22 protein-coding genes and 3 riboswitches (1 of these 25 running past the window's edge) are annotated in these 20308 nt (G+C 70.7%); of the genes, 10 read left to right on the plus strand and 12 right to left on the minus strand.

Annotated features, from left to right (window positions below):
• Window positions 1–126 precede the first annotated feature (126 nt).
• The gene (locus tag FDP22_RS10035; protein WP_138571867.1) at window positions 127–618 is read right to left on the minus strand and encodes a 6,7-dimethyl-8-ribityllumazine synthase; all 492 of its coding nucleotides are present in this window, start codon (window positions 616–618) and stop codon (window positions 127–129) included.
• A gap of 82 nt (window positions 619–700) precedes the next feature.
• Window positions 701–848: riboswitch (FMN riboswitch) on the minus strand.
• Between the two features lie 65 nt (window positions 849–913).
• Between FDP22_RS10035 and FDP22_RS10040 the strand changes: the two genes are divergently transcribed.
• From FDP22_RS10040 to FDP22_RS10050, 3 genes are read left to right on the plus strand one after another with little or no spacing between them, the layout of a single operon-like run.
• Complete coding sequence (locus FDP22_RS10040; protein WP_138571866.1) at window positions 914–1657, plus strand: GNAT family N-acetyltransferase; 744 nt, start codon at window positions 914–916, stop codon at window positions 1655–1657.
• The gene (locus FDP22_RS10045; protein ID WP_138571865.1) at window positions 1654–2223 is read left to right on the plus strand and encodes a peroxidase-related enzyme; all 570 of its coding nucleotides are present in this window, start codon (window positions 1654–1656) and stop codon (window positions 2221–2223) included. Before FDP22_RS10040 ends, FDP22_RS10045 begins: the two co-directional genes overlap by 4 nt.
• Entirely contained in the window at window positions 2220–3194 is a 975-nt protein-coding gene (locus tag FDP22_RS10050) for an OmpA family protein (RefSeq protein WP_138571864.1), read from the plus strand. The genes FDP22_RS10045 and FDP22_RS10050 overlap by 4 nt, the downstream gene beginning before the upstream one ends.
• A gap of 143 nt (window positions 3195–3337) precedes the next feature.
• Here FDP22_RS10050 and FDP22_RS10055 read toward each other — a convergent pair whose 3' ends face one another.
• From FDP22_RS10055 to FDP22_RS10075, 5 genes are all read right to left on the minus strand, one after another.
• On the minus strand, window positions 3338–3829 hold the full coding sequence (locus tag FDP22_RS10055) for a F0F1 ATP synthase subunit B family protein (protein ID WP_138571863.1): 492 nt from the start codon (window positions 3827–3829) through the stop codon (window positions 3338–3340).
• 11 nt (window positions 3830–3840) lie between these two features.
• On the minus strand, window positions 3841–4386 hold the full coding sequence (locus tag FDP22_RS10060) for a F0F1 ATP synthase subunit B' (RefSeq protein WP_138571862.1): 546 nt from the start codon (window positions 4384–4386) through the stop codon (window positions 3841–3843).
• 126 nt (window positions 4387–4512) lie between these two features.
• Window positions 4513–4752 (minus strand): F0F1 ATP synthase subunit C, encoded by a 240-nt coding sequence (locus FDP22_RS10065; RefSeq protein WP_118136474.1) that lies wholly within the window; start codon window positions 4750–4752, stop codon window positions 4513–4515.
• 52 nt (window positions 4753–4804) lie between these two features.
• Complete coding sequence (locus tag FDP22_RS10070) at window positions 4805–5530, minus strand: F0F1 ATP synthase subunit A (protein WP_138572500.1); 726 nt, start codon at window positions 5528–5530, stop codon at window positions 4805–4807.
• Window positions 5531–5587: 57 nt separating this feature from the next.
• Window positions 5588–5962: an AtpZ/AtpI family protein gene (locus tag FDP22_RS10075; RefSeq protein ID WP_138571861.1), complete on the minus strand. Its 375-nt coding sequence runs from the start codon at window positions 5960–5962 to the stop codon at window positions 5588–5590.
• 359 nt (window positions 5963–6321) lie between these two features.
• On the opposite strand from FDP22_RS10075, the gene FDP22_RS10080 reads away from it, so the two are divergent.
• The gene (locus FDP22_RS10080; protein WP_138571860.1) at window positions 6322–7548 is read left to right on the plus strand and encodes a class I SAM-dependent RNA methyltransferase; all 1227 of its coding nucleotides are present in this window, start codon (window positions 6322–6324) and stop codon (window positions 7546–7548) included.
• A gap of 2 nt (window positions 7549–7550) precedes the next feature.
• Here FDP22_RS10080 and aroC read toward each other — a convergent pair whose 3' ends face one another.
• The gene (gene aroC / locus FDP22_RS10085) at window positions 7551–8654 is read right to left on the minus strand and encodes a chorismate synthase (RefSeq protein ID WP_138571859.1); all 1104 of its coding nucleotides are present in this window, start codon (window positions 8652–8654) and stop codon (window positions 7551–7553) included.
• Window positions 8655–8856: 202 nt separating this feature from the next.
• Window positions 8857–8961: riboswitch (TPP riboswitch) on the plus strand.
• 42 nt (window positions 8962–9003) lie between these two features.
• Between aroC and thiB the strand changes: the two genes are divergently transcribed.
• From thiB to FDP22_RS10100, 3 genes are read left to right on the plus strand one after another with little or no spacing between them, the layout of a single operon-like run.
• A complete protein-coding gene (gene thiB / locus FDP22_RS10090) occupies window positions 9004–10017 on the plus strand; it encodes a thiamine ABC transporter substrate binding subunit (RefSeq protein ID WP_138571858.1) in 1014 nt (337 codons plus the stop codon).
• A complete protein-coding gene (locus FDP22_RS10095; protein WP_138571857.1) occupies window positions 9993–11567 on the plus strand; it encodes a thiamine/thiamine pyrophosphate ABC transporter permease ThiP in 1575 nt (524 codons plus the stop codon). Before thiB ends, FDP22_RS10095 begins: the two co-directional genes overlap by 25 nt.
• Window positions 11554–12258 (plus strand): thiamine ABC transporter ATP-binding protein, encoded by a 705-nt coding sequence (locus FDP22_RS10100; RefSeq protein WP_138571856.1) that lies wholly within the window; start codon window positions 11554–11556, stop codon window positions 12256–12258. The genes FDP22_RS10095 and FDP22_RS10100 overlap by 14 nt, the downstream gene beginning before the upstream one ends.
• A gap of 301 nt (window positions 12259–12559) precedes the next feature.
• On the opposite strand, the gene FDP22_RS10105 is transcribed toward FDP22_RS10100, so the two are convergent.
• From FDP22_RS10105 to petA, 3 genes are read right to left on the minus strand one after another with little or no spacing between them, the layout of a single operon-like run.
• Window positions 12560–13345 carry a cytochrome c1 gene (locus tag FDP22_RS10105; RefSeq protein WP_138571855.1) on the minus strand — a complete coding sequence of 262 codons (786 nt, stop codon included), beginning with the start codon at window positions 13343–13345 and terminating at the stop codon, window positions 12560–12562.
• Between the two features lie 22 nt (window positions 13346–13367).
• Window positions 13368–14672: a cytochrome b gene (locus FDP22_RS10110; protein ID WP_138571854.1), complete on the minus strand. Its 1305-nt coding sequence runs from the start codon at window positions 14670–14672 to the stop codon at window positions 13368–13370.
• Between the two features lie 14 nt (window positions 14673–14686).
• Window positions 14687–15247 (minus strand): ubiquinol-cytochrome c reductase iron-sulfur subunit, encoded by a 561-nt coding sequence (petA, locus tag FDP22_RS10115; RefSeq protein WP_138571853.1) that lies wholly within the window; start codon window positions 15245–15247, stop codon window positions 14687–14689.
• A 260-nt stretch (window positions 15248–15507) separates the two neighbouring features.
• Here petA and FDP22_RS10120 point away from each other — a divergent pair, with 260 nt between their 5' ends.
• Window positions 15508–16002, plus strand: a complete 495-nt coding sequence (locus tag FDP22_RS10120; protein ID WP_138571852.1) for a tRNA (cytidine(34)-2'-O)-methyltransferase — start codon at window positions 15508–15510, stop codon at window positions 16000–16002.
• 185 nt (window positions 16003–16187) lie between these two features.
• Window positions 16188–16282, plus strand: a riboswitch (glycine riboswitch).
• A 48-nt stretch (window positions 16283–16330) separates the two neighbouring features.
• Window positions 16331–17581, plus strand: a complete 1251-nt coding sequence (locus FDP22_RS10125) for a D-amino acid dehydrogenase (protein ID WP_138571851.1) — start codon at window positions 16331–16333, stop codon at window positions 17579–17581.
• Between the two features lie 243 nt (window positions 17582–17824).
• Here FDP22_RS10125 and FDP22_RS10130 read toward each other — a convergent pair whose 3' ends face one another.
• The gene (locus FDP22_RS10130) at window positions 17825–18019 is read right to left on the minus strand and encodes a hypothetical protein (RefSeq protein ID WP_138571850.1); all 195 of its coding nucleotides are present in this window, start codon (window positions 18017–18019) and stop codon (window positions 17825–17827) included.
• Between the two features lie 96 nt (window positions 18020–18115).
• Window positions 18116–18814, minus strand: coding sequence for an orotidine-5'-phosphate decarboxylase (gene pyrF, locus FDP22_RS10135; RefSeq protein WP_138571849.1), 699 nt, complete (start codon window positions 18812–18814; stop codon window positions 18116–18118).
• Between the two features lie 416 nt (window positions 18815–19230).
• On the opposite strand from pyrF, the gene clpB reads away from it, so the two are divergent.
• Window positions 19231–20308, plus strand: partial view of an ATP-dependent chaperone ClpB gene (gene clpB, locus FDP22_RS10140; protein ID WP_138571848.1) — the 5' end (the start) only. Its footprint extends 1532 nt past the window's final position; only the first 1078 of its 2610 coding nucleotides appear in the window; its start codon is at window positions 19231–19233; its stop codon lies beyond the right edge, outside the window.

Below are 20308 nucleotides of genomic sequence, written 5' to 3' on the forward strand. Positions count from 1 at the left end.
CTCCCGGGGTCTGCCCCGCAAGCTCCGGCTCTCGGGCTCACGCCGCCGCAAGCTTCGGCTCCTCGCTTTATGACTCCGCAAGCTCCGGCACTTCGGCTTATGCCTCCGCAAGCTCCGGCTCGGGGGTCATGCCTCCGCAAGCTCCGGCCGGGGCGCCAGCGCCTCCAGGGCGGCATCCCCGGCCAGCACCGCGAGGGCGGCCCGCGCCACCTCGGCGCCCTTCACCCGGAAATGGTCGCGGAAGAAGCCGAGGTGTTCGGCGCTGTTGTGGAAGTGGTGCGGGGTGAGCACGGCCGAGAGCACCGGCACGTCGGTGTCCATCTGCGCGCGCATCAGCCCGTCGATCACCGCGGAGGCGACGAAATCGTGCCGGTAGATCCCGCCGTCGACGACGAAGGCCGCGCCGATCACCGCGGCATGCCGCCCGCGCGCGGCGATCCGGCGCGCCAGCAGCGGGATCTCGAAGGCGCCGGGGGTGTCGAACACGTCGACGGTGACGCCGCCGGGGCGCAGCCGCTCCAGCTCGGCCAGCAGCCCGTGCCGGGCCGCGTCGACGATATCCGCATGCCAGCGTGCCTGCACGAAGGCGATGCGGGGGAGAGATGGGGTCGTGGTCATATCCGTGTTTCCTTTCGTTCGACCGTGACCCAAGGCGCAAACGGAAAGGCCCCGCGCGCGCCGCAGGGGCCCGCACAGGCTCATCCGCTCTCTTCCATCCGGACTGTGACCGTCGGCTCCGGAGTCGCACCGGATCTGCTTGACCCCCGGCCGGCTGGCCGGGGCGCTCGCGGGCTTCGGGTCTCCCCGTTACCGCCGGTGGGGAATTTCACCCCGCCCTGAGAACGCGCTCGCCGGACACCGCATTGCGCCGGGAGCAGGGGAGACTATACCTGTGAGGAAACGGGAGACAAGCATGACCGAACTGCCCGGCCCGGCCCGGTTGATGGCCGCGATGGACGCCACCTGGGCGCCGCTGGAGATCGTCGACACCGAGAGCTGGCGGCTGCGCCGGGGCGGCGGCGGCAAGCGGGTGTCCGCGGCGAGCGCCCGGGGCCCGATACGGGATTTCGACGCAGCCCTGGCCTGCGCCGAGACCTCCATCGACGCGATGAACCAGCCGCGGCTGTTCCGCCTCACGGCCGGCGACGAGGCGCTGGACGCGGCGCTGGCGGCGCGCGGCTACGGCGTGGTGGACCGCACGGTGATCTACGCCGCGCCCGCATCCCGGCTCGCCCCGGCGGACCCCGGCGGCCATGCCGCGATCGTGAGCGACGCGCCGCTGGCGCTGATAGCCGAGATCTGGGAGGAAGGTGGCATCGGGCCCGGCCGGCTCGCGGTGATGGCCCGTTCGGGCCGCACGCGCGCCTACCTGCTCGGCCGGATGAAGGACCGAGGCGTGTCCGCGGCCTTCGTGGCCACCGACGCGGACATCGCCATGCTGCACGCGCTGGAAGTGCGCCCCTCGGCGCGGCGGGGCGGGCAGGGGCGCAACCTCGTGGGGGCTGCGGCCAGTGCCGCGCTGCGCGCCGGGGCGCCGCTGCTGGCGCTCGCGGTGACCGAAGCCAACGCCGGCGCGCGCGCGCTCTACGAGGGCCTCGGCATGGCCGAATGCGCCCGCTACCACTACCGCATCGCGCCAGAGGGAGTGACCCCATGACCGACCGCCTGCCCACCGCGCTGGACCTGCCGCCCGCAGACCCGCTTCCCGAGGACACGGCCGCCTATTTCGCGCTGTGCGAGGAGAAGCTCGGCCTGGTGCCCAACGTGCTGCGCGCCTATGCCTTCGCGCCGGAGAAGCTGCGCGCCTTCACCACGCTCTACAACGACCTCATGCTGGGCGAGAGCGGGCTCTCGAAGCTGGAACGCGAGATGATCGCGGTCGTCGTCTCCTGGGTGAACCGGTGCCATTACTGCCTCGTCGCGCATGGCGCGGCGGTGCGCGCCCTCTCGGGCGACCCGGCGCTCGGCGAGGCGCTGGTCACCAATTACCGCATGGCGGTGCTCGGCCCGCGCCCGCGCGCGATGCTGGATTTCGCGGTGAAGATGGCCGAGGAAAGCCACCGCATCGAGGAGCCGGACCGCGCCGCGCTGCGCGCCGCCGGCTTCACCGACCGCGACATCTGGGACATTGCCGCCGTCGCCGGGTTCTACGCGATGACCAACCGCATGGCCTCGGCCACCGCCATGCGCCCGAACCCCGAATACCACGGGCAGGCGCGGTGAGCGCGCGCCGCCCCGCTTCGGCCGCGGCCCTCGCGCTGCTGGGGGGGCTGGTGCTGGCGCCGGCGGCGCTGGCCCTGCCGGTGAGCCCGCCGGAGGGCGCGGTGGTCACCCTCGCCGACGGCCCGCGCGAGGGCGCCTTCCCGGTGCCGGACGCGCCCATCGGCCCGGATGACCCGAAGCCCGCCGGGCGCAGCGGGCAGGTCGAGACCGAGGTCTGGCGGATCGACAACACCGATCTCAACCCCGCGCAACTGCTCGACGCGGCCCGCTCCGCCCTCACCGACATGGGCTATGCGCTGCGCTATGACTGCGCGGCCGAGGCCTGTGGCGGCTTCGACTTCCGCTTCGCGCTGCCGCTTGCCGGGGCGCCGGAGATGGAGGTGGACCTCGCCCGCTACCATTACACCGCGCTGGTGAACGGGCCGGAGAGCATCGTGCTCTTCGCCTCGCGGGCCGGCAGCTCCGGATATGTCCAGGTCGTGTCGATTCTCGCACCGCCCGGGCCCGATGCCGCGGCCGCGCCGGAGGCGGAAGCGGGCGCGCCCGATCCGGCGGCGACCGGCGCCACGGCCCCACAGGACGCCGCGGCGGACGCCACGCCCCCGGTGCTGCTTGCGGAACTGCGCCGGGACGGGCGCGTGCGCCTGCCCGACATCGACTTCGATGCCGGCAATGCCTCCGTCCTGCCCGGTTCCGCGCCGGCCATCGCGGCGCTTGCCGGCATGCTGAAGGCAGACCCGGAGGTGAAGGTGGTGATCGTGGGCCACACCGATGCCACCGGCGGGCTGGACGCGAACCTCGCGCTGTCGAAGGCCCGCGCCGAGGCCATCCGCACCGTGCTTCTGCGCGACCATGGCATCGCCGCAGCACGGGTGGCGGCGGCCGGGGTGGGCCCGCTCTCCCCGATCACCAACAACGCCACCGACGCCGCCCGCGCCCGCAACCGCCGGGTGGAGGTGGTGCTGCAATAGCCTGCCGCAGGCGGCGCAGCAGCGACCCTCGCGCCCCGGCGCGCGCGGCCGGAGGGGCCCCCCGCGAACGCAGAACGCCCGGAGGGGACCTCCGGGCGCCTGTCAGTCTCGGGTCCGCCCGGCCGCGGCTGCGGCCGTCGGGGTCAGTGCAGCTTCCTGCCGGTCTCCGCGATGGAGGCGTCGATGAGCGCGCTGGCCTGGTCGGCGGGCATGTTGCTCTTCATCACCTCGGCCGCGGCGGCCACGGCCACGGAGATCGCCTGGTTGCGCACCTGGCGCAGGGCGGCGGCTTCCGCGTTCGCGATCTGGTCCTCGGCGGCGCGCAGGCGGCGGGCCACGGAGCGCTCCAGTTCCTCGCGACCGGCCGCGGCGGCGGCACGGGCCTCCTCGCGGGCGCTGGTCACGATGTCCGCGGCCAGGCGCTCCACTTCCTTCTGCTTGCGCTCGTAGGACGCGAGAAGGGTCTGCGCCTCCTCGCGCAGCTGCCGGGCCTCTTCGATTTCCTTGCGGATATGGCTGGCGCGGTTGTCGAGCCCGCCGGCAATCTTCGCCGGCACCTTCATCCAGAGCAGGATGCCCACGAAGATGAAGAAGGAGACGGCGACAAGGAAGTTGCTGTCCAGAAGCATGGTCATCACGGCTCTCCTCAGCTCACGCGCGTCTTGACGGCGCTGGCGATGGCGGCATCGTCCTGCGCGGCGGGAAGCAGGGCCGCGACGATGGCCCGGGCCGTATCTGTCGCGACGGTTTCGACCGCCTCCAGCGCGCCGTCGCGGATTTCGGCGATGCGCTTCTCGGATTCGGCGGTGCGGGCGGCGATCTCGGCATCGGCCTTGGCGATGGCCGCGTCGAGCTCCTTGCGGGCCTCGGCGCGGGCCTCCGCGGCAATGGCCTGGGCCTCCGCGCGCGCGGCGTTCAGCGCGGCGGTGTAGGCAACCTCGGCGGCCTCGGCGCGGCGCTTGAGGTCCGCGGCCTGGTCGAGATCATCGGCGATCGCGTCGGCCCGGTCCTCGATCACGGAGGAGATCCGGGGCAGGGCGATGCGGCTCATCAGGAAATAAAGCAGAACGAGGGCGACCACGAGCCAGAAGATCTGGCTGTCCCAGTTCGAGAAGTCGAGCTGTGGCAGACCGCCCGAGGCATGCGGCTCGGCCGCCTCGTGGATCAGCTCTTCTGCAGTTTCAGTGGCCATTGCGGTCTCCGGAAACGAGTACGGCCGCAGCATGCGGCCCGGCAGAAACGTCACCCGCCCTGGGCTCCAGGCGGCGGGCTTGCCGGCGACCCCCCTGAGGAAGGTCGCCGGTTTGGTGCGTCTGTATCAGACGGCGAAGAGCAGCAGCATCGCGACCACGAGGCCGAAAATGCCGAGCGCTTCGGCGAAGGCCAGACCGATGAAGAGGGTCGCGGTCTGTTCCTTGGCGGCGGCCGGGTTGCGCAGGGCGCCGTTCAGGAAGGAGGCGGCGACGTTACCGACACCGATGCCAGCGCCAGCCAGGGCAAGGCAGGCGATACCAGCGCCGAGATACTTGCCGAGGGCGGCAGCAGCTTCGAGTTCCATGTTCATTCTCCTCAGGTTGGCTGAACTCTTCTTGGAAGGGGTAGGCGATCACTCAGTGCATGTGCAGGGCGTCGTGCAGATAGACGCAGGCGAGGATCGCGAAGACATAGGCCTGGATGAAGGCGACGAGGAACTCGATCGCCGTCATGCCGACCATCGCGCCCAGGGGCAGGATGGCAACCGGGCCGAGGCCGCCGGCGATGACCATCGCCGTCAGGCCGGCGAAGACCTTCATCACCGCGTGGCCGGCCATCATGTTGGCGCCGAGACGCACCGAGTGGCTCACCGGGCGGACGAAGTAGGAAATCAGCTCGATCACGCAGAGGATCGGGCGCAGCCAGCCCGGCGCTTCCTTGGGCCAGAAGAAGCCGAGGAAGCCCAGGCCGTGCTTCAGGAAGCCGATGACCGTGACGGAGATGAACACCGCGAGGGCCAGCGTCACCGTCACCGCGATGTGGGAGGTGGGCGTGAAGGCCAGCGGGATCATGCCCAGCACGTTGCAGAACAGGATGAAGACGAAGAGCGTGAAGATGTAGGGGAAATACTTCATCGCCCCCTTGCCGGCCACGTCCTCGACCATGTTGCGCACGAAGCCGTAGAGCAGTTCGGCGATCGACTGGGTGCGCGTGGGCACCAGCGAGCGGCCGCGGGTGCCCAGGATCGTCAGCGCCGCGATCGCGGCCACGGCGATGAACATCCACAGGGTGGAGTTCGTGACGGTGATGAAGGAAACATGCCCGCCATCGCCGAACAGCGGCTTGATGACGAACTGGTCCATCGGGTGGATGAAGCTGCCCTCATTTGCGTCGCTTGCCAAGGTGTTGTCCCTCTCGCTTCAGCGGCCCCCGGAGGCCCTGTCATCTTCATGCGCCGGATCCGGCGCGTTGTCGTCCTGCGCCGTTTCCGGTGCGTTAAGCTTTGCCTGATACTCCGCCGCCGAGCGCATCATCACGCGCACACCGGCCCCGAAGCCCAGGATGGTGAACAGGATCATGAATGCAGGCAGCGTGCCCGTGAGGGCGTCGATCCCGTATCCTATCCCGCACCCCACACCAACCCCGCACACGAGGTCGATGACCATTCTCCATGCGAGCTCCACACCAGAGTAGGAACCTTTCCCCTCTCCGCCGGAAGCCGGCTTGCGCGCCCTCCGCGCCGCTTTTATGCGGGCTTCGAGCTTCTCAAGCCTCTGGTCACTCTTGTCGTCCATAACGCTCCCTTCGGCAAGGCCAGCGTCATGTTGCCCTAAACCGAGGCCCTCTCCGCAATGCGGCGGACCATATGGACGGGGGGGGGACCTGTCAAGCCGCACAAGACAACCCGCGCCGCGTGCATGGTATTGATATATATGGAAATTCAGCGGGCTGCGACGCGCGGGCGCAGGGAGGGGCGGAAACGGGACGCCCCCCTCCGCGCAATTCGCCTCGCGCGGCTGCGCCGTGGGGCGCGCCCATGCGCCGCAGGGGAGGCCGGGCGCCGTGCCCGGGCCGGGCGGCCCGGGGGGCTTTTCTCGCCGCCGCGGGCGTACTAGGGCTGGCGGCCGAAGCGGGCGGGCGCAGGGAGGCGGAGATGCAGGAACTGGTGATCGACAGCCTGGGGCATCTGGGTGACGGCGTGGCCGCCGGCCCGGACGGCCCGGTGATGGTGCCCTTCGCGCTGCCGGGGGAGCGGGTGCGGGGGGAGGTCGTCGCCGGGCGGATGCCGGATGCAGCCATCCTCTCCGCCTCGCCCCTGCGGGTGGCGCCGCCCTGTCCGCAGTTCGGCGTGTGCGGCGGCTGCACGGTCCAGCACCTGGAGGACGGCGCGCTTGCCGGCTGGAAGGCGGAGACGGTGCGCCGCGCGCTCGCCGCCCGCGGGCTGGAGGCGGAGATCGCCGGGGTGGAGACCTCGCCGCCGCGCTCGCGCCGCCGCGCCGTGCTGTCGGCCCGGCGCACGAAGACCGGCGTCACCCTCGGCTTCCACGCGCGCGCCTCGGACAGGCTGGTGGCGGTGGAGGATTGCGTGGTGATCGACCCGGCCCTGCTGCTGGCCCGCCCGGCGGTGGCCGCGCTCGCCCGGCTGGGCGGCTCGCGCAAGGGCGAGGTGAAGGCGCATGTCACCGTCTCCGAGGCCGGGCTGGACATCGATCTGCGCAACGTGAAGCCGCTGGACGGGCCGATGCGCGTCGCGGCGGCCGGCCTCGCGGCGGAGCATGATCTCGCGCGGCTGGCCTGGGAGGGCGAGGTGGTGGCCGAGCGCCGCCCGCCGCTCATCGCCATGGGCCCGGCCGTCGTGGTGCCGCCGCCCGGCGCCTTCCTGCAGGCCACCCGGGAAGGGCAGGCGGCGCTGGTCGCGGCGGTCTGCTCCATCCTGGACGGCGTGGGCACGGTGGCGGACCTGTTCAGCGGCTGCGGCACCTTCAGCCTGCCGCTGGCCGGCGCGGCGGAGGTGCACGCGGTGGAAGGGGAGGCCGGCCTGCTGGCGGCGCTCGACGCCGGCTGGCGCCGCGCCACCGGCCTGCGCCGGCTGACGACGGAGCGGCGCGACCTGTTCCGCCGCCCGCTGGGGGCGCCGGAGCTTGCGCGGTTCGGTGGCGTGGTGATCGACCCGCCGCGCGCCGGGGCGAAGGCGCAGTGCGAGGAGCTGGCGGCCAGCCGGGTTCCGGCGATCGCCGCCGTCTCCTGCAACCCGGCGAGCTTCGCGCGCGACGCCCGCACCCTGGTGGACGGCGGCTACCGGCTGGGCGCCGTCACCGTGGTGGACCAGTTCCGCTGGACCGGCCACGTGGAACTGGTGGCCGCCTTCACCCGGGGCTGACCTCAGCCGCCGATATGGCCGCGGAGGCCGCCGGTCTGGCCCCGGTCGCGCAGGATGTGGTCGAGCAGCACGCAGGCCATCATCGCCTCGCCCACCGGCACGGCGCGGATGCCCACGCAGGGGTCGTGCCGGCCCTTGGTGATGATCTCCTCCTGCGCGCCGGAGGTGGAGATGGTCCGCCGGGTCTGCAGGATGGAGGAGGTGGGCTTCACGGCGAAGCGCACCACCACCTCCTGCCCGGTGGAAATGCCGCCGAGGATGCCGCCGGCGTGATTCGACAGGTAGACCGGCCCGTCGTTGCCCATGCGGATCTCGTCGGCGTTCTCCTCGCCGGTGAGGGCGGCGGCGTTCATGCCCTCGCCGATCTCCACGCCCTTCACGGCGTTGATGGACATCATCGCCGCGGCGAGGTCGGTGTCGAGCTTGCCGTAGATCGGCTCGCCCAGGCCGGCGGGCACGCCGCTCGCCACCACCTCGATCACCGCGCCCACCGAGGAGCCGGCCTTGCGCACGCCGTCGAGGTAGGTGGCCCAGTCCTGCGCGGCCTGCGCGTCCGGCGTCCAGAACGGGTTGCGCTCCACCTCCGCCCAGTCGAAGCGGGCGCGGTCGATCCGGTGCGGGCCCATCTGGACCATGCAGCCGCGAAGGGAGAGCCCGGGGGCAAGCTGCGCCAGCGCCGCGCGGGCGACGCCGCCCGCCGCCACCCGCGCCGCGGTCTCGCGTGCCGAGGAGCGCCCGCCGCCGCGATAATCCCGGATGCCGTATTTCTGCCAGTAGCTGATGTCGGCGTGGCCGGGGCGGAACTTCGCCGCGATCTCGGAGTAATCCTTCGAGCGCTGGTCGGTGTTGCGGATCATCAGCTGGATGGGGGTGCCGGTGGTGCGGCCCTCGAACACGCCGGAGAGGATCTCCACCGCGTCCGCCTCCTGGCGCTGGGTGGTGTAGCGGTTCTGGCCGGGCTTGCGCCGGTCGAGCCAGTGCTGGATCTCCTCGGCGGAGACCGGCACACCCGGCGGGCAGCCGTCCACCGTGGCGCCGAGCGCGGGGCCGTGGCTCTCTCCCCAGGTGGTGACCCGGAAGGACTGACCGAAAGTGTTGTAGGACATGCGCGCGCCTCCGTTTCGCGCCTCCCTTAGAACAAAACCGCCTCGGATTGAATCACAATCTGCCCGGGGATCCTGCCCCGATGCAGCCGCTTGTGGGGGGCGCCGGCCCGGCGGATTCGGCCGGAACCCCTCCCGCTCTCGCGCGCGGGAGCAGGCCCGGGGAAAGCCCGGCCTTGCAAATCGGCCCGGCTGCGATAGGGTGCCACCTGCCTCGGGGGGCCTCATGCAGGCTGAGATGCTCGGACAGAGCGGACCCGTTGAACCTGAACCGGATCGTACCGGCGGAGGGAAGGCCGACGGGTGCTCCGCCCCCGACGCGCGCCTGGCCCGCGCCGGTTGGGAGGATGACATGACCCGACTGCTTCTCGCCTCTGCCGCCGCCGTGCTCGCCGCCCTGCCGGCCCTCGCGCAGGACAGCTCGGCCGAAGGCCGGCCGGTGCTCACCGTCTACACCTATGACAGTTTCATCTCCGAATGGGGCCCGGGCCCGGAAATCGAGAAGCGTTTCGAGGCGCAGTGCGGCTGCGACCTGCGCTTCGTGGCCGCGGGCGATGGCGCGGCCCTGCTCGGCCGTCTCCGGCTGGAAGGCGCGCGCAGCGACGCGGACGTGGTGCTCGGCCTCGACACCAGCCTCACCGCAGTGGCGGCGGAGACCGGGCTCTTCGCCCCGCACGGGCTGAGCCCGGCGCTGGACCTGCCGGTGGACTGGTCCGACGACACGTTTCTGCCCTACGACTGGGGCTGGTTCGCCTTCGTCTACGACCGCACCAGGCTGAAGAACCCGCCCGCCAGCTTCGAGGAGCTGCTGAACGCCCCGGAGGACCTGAAGGTGGTGATCGAGGATCCGCGCAGCTCCACCCCCGGCATGGGCCTGCTGCTCTGGGTGAAATCGCTCTATGGCGACGATGCCGGCGCCGCCTGGGCCCGGCTGAAGCCGCATGTAGTGACCGTGACCTCCGGCTGGACGGAGGCCTACGGCATGTTCCTGGACGGCGAGGCGGACATGGTGTTCTCCTACACCACCTCGCCGGCCTATCACCTGATCGCGGAGGGCGACGACACCAAGGCCGCCGCCGCCTTCGCGGAGGGCAACTACCTGCAGGTGGAGGTGGCCGCGAAGCTGAAATCCACCGACCAGCCGGAGCTGGCCGACGCTTTCCTCGCCTTCATGCTCACCGACGCCTTCCAGGACGTGATCCCGACCACGAACTGGATGTACCCCGCCGTCACCCCCGAATCGGGCCTGCCCGAGGGGTTCGACACACTGGTCACCCCGGCGAAATCCCTGCTGGTTCCGGCGGGCGACGTGCCGGCCCTGCGTGACGAGGCCATGGCCGAATGGCAGGCCGGGCTGTCGCGCTGAGCGGGGGCGCCGGGCGGCTGGCCGGGGGGCTGGCGCTGGCCTTCGTGGTGGCGCTGTGCATGGGAACGCTGGTGCCGCTGGCCCTTGCCGCCGAGCCGGGGCGCGGGCTGCGCCCGGCGGACTGGACGGCGATCCGCTTCACCCTGATGCAGGCCGGGCTCTCCGCCGTGCTGAGCGTGGCCCTCGCCGTTCCGGTGGCCCGGGCGCTGGCGCGGCGGCGCTTCCCGGGGCGCGGCCTGCTGGTCACGCTGCTCGGCGCGCCCTTCCTGCTGCCGGCCATCGTTGCCGTGTTCGGGTTGATCGCGATCTGGGGCCGCTCGGGCCTTGCCAGCCGGGCGCTCGGCCTGGCCGGTCTGGGGCCGCTGGACATCTACGGGCTGGGCGGCGTGCTGCTGGGCCATGTCTTCTTCAACCTGCCGCTGGTCACCCGGCTGCTGCTGCAGGGCTGGGCGGCGATCCCGGCCGAGCACTGGCGGCTGGCCGCGCAACTGGGCATGGATCGCGGCGCGGTGTTCCGCCATCTGGAACGCCCGATGCTGATCGCCGTGCTGCCCGGGGCAGCCCTGCTGGTCTTCCTGCTGTGCTCCACCAGCTTTGCCGTGGTGCTGGCCCTGGGCGGCGGGCCGGGGGCCTCGACCGTCGAGCTCGCCATCTACCAGTCCCTGCGATTCGACTTCGACCTGGGGCGCGCGGCCCTGCTCGGGCTGGTGCAGTTCGGCATCTGCCTCGCGCTGGCGGTGGCCCTGCTGACCCTTGGCCGGGAGGCCGGGTTCGGCCCCTCTCTGGGCGGCCCCGTGGCGCGCCGGGACATCGGCGGCCCGTTGCTGCGCGGGGTGGACGCGCTGGCGATCACGCTGGCAGCGGCCTTCCTGCTGCTGCCGCTCGGCGCCGTGGTGGCGCGCGGCCTGCCGGCGCTGCTCGCCGGGCTGCCCGACCAGGTCTGGCCGGCGGTGCTTGTGTCGCTCTCGGTCGCCATCCCCTCGGCGCTGCTCAGCCTCGGCCTCGGGCTGGCGCTGGCCGGGCTGGTCACCGGCCTGCGCGGCGGGGCCTGGGCCGAGGCGCTCACCCTCATGGGGCTGGCCGCCTCACCCTTCGTGATCGGAACCGGGCTCTTCCTGGTGCTCAACCCGCTGGTGGACCCGTTCGCGCTGGCCGTGCCGGTCACCCTGCTGGTGAACGCGGTGATGAGCCTGCCTTTCGCGATGCGCGTGCTGGTGCCGGCGCTGCGCCGGGCGCAGGCCGATTACGGGCGGCTGGCGCAATCGCTCGGGATGAGCGGATTCGCCGGCTTCCGGCTGGCGATCTGGCCGGCGCTGCGCCGGCCCGCGGGCTTTGCCACCGGCATCGCGGCGGCGCTCAGCATGGGTGATCTCGGCGTGATCACCCTGTTCGCGGACCCGCAGACCGCGACGCTTCCGCTCACCATGTATCGCCTGATGGGCGCCTATCGGATGGAGGCCGCCGCGGGCGCAGCCCTGCTGCTGCTGGCCCTCTCGCTGGCGCTGTTCTGGATCTTCGACCGGGGAGGGCGTTGGCTTGATCGCGCTTGAGAGCCTGTTGCTGGTGCAGGACGGGTTCCGTCTCACCGCGTCCTGCCGCTTCCGTGCCGGCGCGGTGACGGCGCTCATCGGGCCGTCCGGCGCGGGCAAGTCCACCCTGCTGTCCGCCATCGCCGGCTTCCTCGCCCCCCGGGCCGGTCGCGTGGTCATCGACGGGGCCGACATGACGGGCCGCGGCCCGGCGGAGCGCCCGGTCACGCTGCTGTTCCAGGAACATAACCTCTTCCCGCACCTGAGGGTCTGGCAGAATGTCGGCCTGGGGCTCGACCCCCGCCTGCGCCTGACACGCGCGCAGCGCACGGCCGTCGAGGCGGCGCTGGAGGAGGTCGGGCTGCCCGGCATGGGCGGGCGCCGCCCGTTGGAACTGTCCGGCGGACAGCGCCAGCGCGTGGCTCTCGCGCGGGCCCTGCTGCGGCGCAAGCCGGTGCTGTTGCTCGACGAACCCTTCGCGGCCCTTGGCCCGGGGCTGCGGCAGGAGATGCTGGACCTCGTCGCCGGAATCGCCGCGCGCGAGGCGATGACGGTGCTCATGGTCACCCACATGCCGGCCGATGCCCGGGCCATCGCGTCGGAAACCGCGCTGGTGGCCGATGGCCGCGTGGAGGCCCCGCGCCCCACCGCCGACGTGTTCGCCGCCCCGACCGGCGCGCTGGCGGCATATCTGGGCGCCGGCGGGGCCTGAGCCGCCGGCCTCCGGGGGAAAGCAGGACCTCCTTCGGGAGGCGCGGCGGCTCCCGCGTCACGCCGGCATCCGCATCCCATCAATCTGGCGCGCCGCTGTCCCGCCGGCGATCGCCCGGCCCTGTTCCACCCCGGGGAGGGCCCTCACCGCCAAGGCGCGATCCCATGCCGGAGCGCGCCGCCGGTGACATCCGCGCGGCCAGGGGCCGGGGCGTCAGGCTCCGGCGGGCAACACGCAAAAAAGGGGCGCGCCGTTGCCGGTGCGCCCCTTCGTCATGCCTGTCTCGTGGGCCGGAAGCGGATCAGTGTTTCCGCTTCACCCGGGCCCAGATCTTCTTGTTGGTGAGGTAGAGCAGCACCGCGAAGGCACCGAGGAAGATCACCGCCGTCATGCCGGCTTCCTTGCGTGCCATCATCTTCGGCTCGGCGGTCCACATCAGGAAGGCCGCGACATCCTCGGCCATGTGGTCCACGTCGGCCGGGTGCCCGTCGATGTAGGTGACGGCGTCATCCATCAGCGGCGGCGGCATCTTGATCCAGCCGGACGGGAAGGCGTGGTTCTCATAGAAGGTGGCGCCTGCCTCCTCCTTCTCCTCGCCGGTGTAGCCGGTGAGGATGGCGTGGATGTATTCCGGGCCGCCGATGCCGTTGATCAACTGGTTGATGCCGGTGCCGGCGGGGCCGTGGAAGCCGGCGCGGGACTTGGCCATCAGGCTCAGGTCCGGGGCGCCGGCGCCGGTGTTGGGGGGGAAATGGTCCGACAGGGTGGCGGGGCGCGTGTCTCCCGTCTCCTTGTCCTCCACCTCGTAGAGGGCTGTGAAGGCGCGGACCTGCTCCTCCGACATCTGCGGGCCGCCCGGGTCTCCCAGATTGCGGAAATAGACCTGCCGGATGCCGTGACAGGCCGAGCAGACCTCCTGGTAGACCTGCAGCCCGCGCTGCAGCTGGTGCTGGTCGAAGGACCCGAAGGGCCCCTCGAAGGAGAAGTCGATGTCCTCGATATGCCCGCCCTCGGCGGCCGCCCCGGGAAGGGCGGCGAGCGCGAGACCGGCCGCGGCCAGCAGGGTGAGGAGGGGTTTCCTGATCATGATTGTGTTCCTCGCTCGTCCGTCATTCTGCCGGAGTGGCTTTGGGCGGGTAATGCGCGTCGAAGTCGTCCTCGATGGTGGCGGGCACCGGAAGCGGCTTTTCCAGCACGCCCAGCAGCGGCAGGATCACGATGAAATAGCCGAACCAGTAGACCGTCCCGATCACCGAAATCGTGGAGTAGGGCTCCTCCGCCGGCATGCCGCCGCACCACATGAGCACGAAGAAATCCAGCACCAGCAGCCAGAACCACCACTTGAACATCGGCCGGTAGCGGCCCGAGCGCACGCTCGACGTGTCCAGCCAGGGCACCAGCGCCATGATGGCGATGGAGCCGAACATCACCAGCACGCCGGTGAACTTCGCGGTGAAGGGCAGGATCGCCATGATCCAGAGGTCGTCGGTGATGGCGCGCAGCATGGCGTAGAACGGCAGGAAGTACCATTCGGGCACGATATGCGCCGGCGTGGACAGCGGGTTGGCCTCCACGTAATTGTCCGGGTGGCCGAGGTAGTTGGGCATGAAGCCCACCACCGCGAAGAACACCACCAGCACCACCACGAGGGCAAACAGGTCCTTGATCACGAAGTAGGGCCAGAAGGGCAGGGTGTCCTTCTTCGCCGTGGCGAGGTCCTTGCGGCGCACTTCCACTCCGGTGGGGTTGTTGTTGCCCGTGGTGTGGAAGGCCCAGATGTGCACGATCACCAGCCCGGCGATGACGAAGGGCAGCAGGTAGTGCAGCGAGAAGAAGCGGTTCAGCGTGGCGTTGGCCACCGAGGGCCCGCCGAGCAGCCATTCCTGGATCGAGGGCCCGATGCCCGGCACGGCGCCGAACAGCCCGGTGATCACCGTGGCGCCCCAGAACGACATCTGCCCCCAGGGCAGCACGTAGCCCATGAAGGCGGTGCCCATCATGGCGAGGTAGATCAGCATGCCGATGATCCAGGTCACCTCGCGCGGGGCCTTGTAGGAGCCGTAGTAGAGGCCGCGGAAGATGTGCAGGTACACCGCGATGAAGAACAGCGAGGCGCCGTTCGCATGCATGTAGCGCAGGGCCCAGCCGCCGTTCACGTCCCGCATGATGTGCTCCACGCTGTCGAAGGCGTAGTCCACATGCGGGGTGTAATGCATCACCAGGACGATGCCGGTGATGATCTGCAGCGCGAGGCAGAAGGTCAGGACGATGCCCCAGATCCACATCCAGTTGAGGTTCTTGGGGGTCGGGATCATCAGCGTGTCGTAGAGCAGGCCCACGACCGGAAGCCGCGAATGCAGCCATTTCTCGATGCCGGTCTTCGGTTCGTAATGCTCGTGCGGGATGCCAGCCATTGTTATGTCCTCCCTCAGCCCAGTTTGATGACCGTGTCGGACATGAACGACGCCGTGGGAACCGGGAGGTTCTGGGGCGCCGGACCTTTCCGGATGCGACCGGCGGTGTCGTAGTGCGAGCCGTGGCAGGGGCAGAACCAGCCGTCGAAATCACCGGCATTTCCCAGCGGCACGCAGCCCAGATGGGTGCACACGCCCATCATCACCAGCCATTCGCCGTTCTCGTCGAGCGCGCGGTCCTGGTCGGTGGCGGGGGCGTCGTCGGGGAGATTCGCGTTGCGCGCGATCGGGTCGACGAGATCGCCCATCGCCACCGCGCGGGCCTCTTCGATTTCCTTGGGGGTCCTGCGGCGCACGAAGACCGGCTTGCCGAGCCACTTCACCGTGAGCTGCGTGCCGACCTCCACACCCGACACGTCCACCTCGATGGACGAGAGGGCCTGCACGTCGGCGCTCGGGTTCATCTGGTTGACCAGCGGCCAGATGGCCGCGCCTGCGGCGACAACACCTGCGGCACCCGTCGTGACGTAGAGAAAATCTCGGCGTGTGCCAGTCGCTTCTTCTTCTTGAGACACTGGTCTCTCCCTCGGTCTATGCCCTTTTTCCGGACATCGTGAATGCTTGGTGCCCTGTGCAGGTGCCGGATTCGACCGCATGGATTACACAGGCTTGTGATACCGGTCCATCGGACAACCCGACGCAGCGGCCTTGCGCAGGCCGCCTGCCCTCGTGAAACAAGGGGGGTCCGGGACGCTGTGTCGCGGGGAGGACGGGTCTGGCGCGGGACGTCATCAGGTGTACGGGGGCCTCTGGCTTGCAACGTGTGCGGGGCGACATGGGCATACGAAAACGCGAAACCGATTTCACTTCGATTAACTGCGCGCCTCTTCGGCTGGCCAGCTACCAGCCGGATATCCCGCAGAACCTTGGTGGCATGATCCGCCTCGCGGCGTGTTTCGGCATCGCATTGGATGTCATCGCTCCCTGTGGTTTTCCGTTTTCCACGCGTGACGTGCGCGTTTCTTCCCTCGACTATGCCAAACATGCGGAAATTCTGCACCATGCATCTTGGTCGCGCTTTCAGGAATCGTGCACGGGACGGGTGATCGCGATGACGACGGCCGGGGCCACGCCGCTCTGGGGCTTCGCCTTCCGCCCGGGAGACGTGATTCTCATGGGCCGGGAAAGCGCCGGTCTGCCCGGGGAGGTGCACGCCGCGGCCACGGCGCGGCTGTGCATTCCCATGCCCGGGGGCGGGCGCTCGCTGAACGTGGTCACCGCCGCCGCCATCGCCGTGGCAGAAGCGCAACGCCAGTTCGCGACTGCGTGAAAACCGCTGCCGCACTGCGGGAAGCACTTGTCCGAAAGGGGATTCGGCGCTAGGTTTCCGATCGGAAACAACCCCCGGCTTCGGGAGAGCGCATGAGTGTGGTGAGGGCCCGAGGGCCGTCCGCGCTGCATACCGCCGAAGGAGCAACCGCCCCGGAATCTCTCAGGCACAGGGACCGGAGCTGGGTGATGAACTCCGAAGAGTGGCCGCAAGGCCCGCCGAAGGAGCAAGCGGCGCGAACGGCCCGTGAAACTCTCAGGCTTGTGACGGAGGGGGTGCAGGCGCGGCGAAAGCCGTGAGCAACCCTTTGTCATGCGGAGCCAAAACGTTGAAACACATCGCAGTTCTCGGAGCCGGCATCACCGGAGTGACCACCGCCCACGCCCTGATGGACAAGGGTTTCGAGGTCACCGTCTATGACCGCAACCGCTATGCGGCGATGGAGACCAGCTTCGCCAACGGCGGCCAGCTCTCCGCCTCCAACGCCGAGGTGTGGAACAGCTGGGCCACGGTGATGAAGGGGCTGAAGTGGATGCTGCGCTCCGACGCGCCGCTGCTGGTGAATCCCAAGCCCTCCTGGCACAAGTATTCCTGGATGCTGGAGTTCCTCGGCCACATTCCGCACTACCGCCGCAACACCATCGAGACCGTGCGTCTCGCGCTGCAGGCCCGCGAGGCGCTGTTCGACATGGCCGCCCGCGAGGGCGTGGACTTCGATCATGAGACCCGCGGCATCCTGCATGTCTACAAGAGCACGAAATCCCTCGCCGCGGCGGACCGGGTGTCGGAGCTTTACGCCGAGGGCGGGCTGTCGCGCCGCCGCGTCACCCCGGCGGAGATGCGCGAAATCGACCCGGCCCTGACCGCGGATTACATCGGCGGCTGGTTCACCGAGAGCGATTCGACAGGCGATATCCACAAGCTCACCGTCGGTCTCGCGAAGGCCATCGAGCGCCGCGGCGCCACCCTGCGCTACGGCAGCACCGTGACCCGGGTGGCCACGGAGGGCGGCGGTGTCCGGGTGTTCGTGAACGGCGAGAGCGCCGGGCTGCATGACGGCATCGTGGTCTGCGCCGGGGTGCACAGCCGCGCCTTCGCCGCCCAGCTCGGCGACCGGGTGAACATCTACCCGGTGAAGGGCTATTCCATCACCGTGGAGCTTGATGAGGAGAGCCAGGCCGCGGCGCCCTGGGTGAGCCTGCTCGACGATGACGCGAAGATCGTCACCTCGCGCCTGGGGGCGGACCGGTTCCGCGTCGCCGGCACGGCGGAGTACAACGGGTTCAACCGCGACATCCGCGCCGATCGCATCCGCCCGCTGGTGGACTGGGTGGCGACGAATTTCCCCGGCATGGCCACCGAGCGCTGCATCCCCTGGGCCGGCCTGCGCCCCATGATGCCGAACATGCTGCCGCGCATGGGCCGCGGCCGTGCGCCCGGCGTGTTCTACAACACCGGCCACGGCCACCTGGGCTGGACACTCTCCGGCGCCACCGCGCGCATCGTGGCCGACGTGGTGGCCGGGGCCGAGGCCTCCGCGCCGCGCCCGGTCTCGCTGGGCGGCGCGCAGCCCGCCTGACCCCACGGGGAACCTCACGAAGGCCGGGGGCCCCGGCATCGGGCTGCGTTCCGGCAAGTGGGGCAAGACGGTGCTTGCCGGGGGAGGGGCAGCGTGCGCGGCGGGAACATCCGCGCGCTCCGGTGGCCCCTGTCCCCTGACCTCCGGACCGCGCAGCTTGCCGGATGGCCCCCGCGCGGCCACTCTGGCGGCGCGGGGGCCCGTCGAAGGGGGGTCTCCCGGCGTGCCGGGGCCGGCCCGCGCTCAGAGCGCGGGGAATGCCTGGGTGATGAAGGCCTTCGCGAGGTCGACGAGGACGGCGGAAGCCAGCGGCGGGACGATGAAGGCCACCGGCGCGGCCCCGTGCCGCCTGGCGATGGCCGTCAGGGCCGCGATCGGGGTGAGCGTGGCGCCGAGGGCGAAACCGGCGGGCCCACGCTCCGCGTCGCGGCGCGGCAAGGGCGCCCCGCCCGCGGGAGCAGCGTGCAAACGCCCGCCCTGAGCACCACCCGCAGCGTGTGGAGGAGGCCCGCCACGGGCGGGGCCTCCGTGGCTTCAGAGGCTGGCGACGATGGCTTCGGCGGCGGCGGCGGGGTTTTCCGCGGCCCAGACCGGGCGGCCGACCACGATGTGGTCCGCGCCGCCGGCGATGGCCTCGGCCGGGGTGGCGATGCGCTTCTGGTCATCAGCGGAGGTGCCGGCCGGGCGCACGCCGGGGGTGACGATGAGCTTGCCGGTCGCCTCGGGCAGGGCGCGGATGGCGGCGGCCTCGTGCGGCGAGCAGATCACCCCATCCGCCCCGGCGGCGAGGGCGCGGCGGGCGCGCTCCACCGTGACCGCCTGCATCTCGCCGGCCTCGATCATCGCGGCGTCGAGGTCGCCCCGGTCCAGGCTGGTGAGGATGGTGACGGCGAGAATGCGGGTGGCGGCCGTGCCCCGGCCCTTCACCGCGGCACGCACCACGTGCGGGTCTCCGTGGACGGTGAGGAAGTCGAGATCGAACTGCGCCAGCCCGCGCACCGCGTTCTCCACCGTGGCGCCGATGTCGAAGAGCTTCATGTCGAGGAACACGCGCTTGCCGCGCTCCTTCAGCTCGTTGGCCAGCGCCAGGCCGCCGCCGGTGAGCATGCCCAGCCCGATCTTGTAGAAGCCCACCGTGTCTCCCAGCTTTTCCACCAGCGTGAGCGCGGTGAGCGCGTCGGTCTGGTCGAGGGCCACGATCAGGCGGTCGCGCGGAAGGGTTGGGCTGGTCATCGGACTCTCCTCGGGTGCTGTGCCGGTGGGCGGGGAATGGGCGCGGAAGGGCCGGCCGCGCCCCCCTGCCGATACGCGAAACCGGCCGCCGCGTCCACCCCGCAGGGCCGTTCTGGCGGGGCTGCCGGGCCCGCGGCCCGGGGAATTTCCGGGGATGGCCCGTTTCTTGCATTTCACGCGCGATCTCATATACGCGCCTCCTTGCAACCGCCGTTTCCCTCCCCCATTTCCATCCCGAAGGGGTGTGCCGGTCCGGGCACTCCGGAGAGGGGAGCCCGGACGGGCCCTCCACGAGACGGGAGCTTCCGGGCTCCGCAGACAGGGGGGAGGCCCGTCCGGGCGCTTCCCACAGCATGGACCGTGGCCGACGCGCCTTCCGGGCGTCGGCGATGCGGTGCCGAGAAGGAGAGACACACATGAACTTCGAGAAGTTCACCGAACGCGCACGCGGGTTCATCCAGGCCGCACAGACCATCGCGATGCGTGAAACCCACCAGCGGTTCCTGCCCGAGCACCTGCTCAAGGCGCTTCTGGACGATGACCAGGGGCTGGCCGGAAACCTGATCCGCAGTGCCGGCGGTGACCCCGCCCGGGCGCTGGAGGCCGTGAACGGCGCGCTTGCCCGGCAGCCCCGTGTCCAGGGCAGCGGGCAGATGTATCTCGACAGCGCGACGGGCCAGGTTCTGGCCGAGGCGGAGAAGGTCTCCGAGAAGGCGGGCGACAGCTTCGTCACCGTGGAGCGCCTGCTCACCGCGCTGGCGATGGTCAAGTCCGGCGCCGCGGACATCCTGAAGGCCGCGGGCGCCACGCCGCAGAAGATCAACGAGGCCATCAATGCCGTGCGCAAGGGCCGGACGGCGGATTCCGCCACGGCGGAGGACGGGTTCGACGCCCTGAAGAAATACGCCGCCGACCTCACCCAGGCCGCGCGCGAGGGCAAGATCGACCCGGTGATCGGGCGCGACGAGGAGATCCGCCGCTGCATCCAGGTGCTGAGCCGGCGCACGAAGAACAACCCGGTGCTGATCGGTGAACCCGGCGTGGGAAAGACCGCCATCGCCGAGGGCCTCGCCATGCGCATCGTGAACGGCGACGTGCCCGAGAGCCTGGAGAACAAGCGCCTCATGGCCCTCGACATGGGCAGCCTGATCGCCGGCGCGAAATACCGCGGCGAGTTCGAGGAGCGCCTGAAGGCGGTGCTGAAGGAGATCGAGGCCGCGGCGGGCGAGGTGATCATCTTCATCGACGAGATGCACACGCTGGTGGGGGCCGGCAAGGGCGACGGCGCGATGGACGCCTCGAACCTGCTCAAGCCCGCGCTTGCGCGCGGCGAACTGCACTGCATCGGCGCCACCACGCTGGAGGAGTACCGCAAGCACGTGGAGAAGGACGCGGCGCTGGCCCGTCGCTTCCAGCCGGTGATGGTCTCCGAGCCCACGGTGCAGGACGCGATCTCGATCCTGCGCGGCATCAAGGAGAAATACGAGGTGCACC

It is taken from the genome of Paroceanicella profunda (assembly GCF_005887635.2).
GTDB classification, from domain to species: domain Bacteria; phylum Pseudomonadota; class Alphaproteobacteria; order Rhodobacterales; family Rhodobacteraceae; genus Paroceanicella; species Paroceanicella profunda.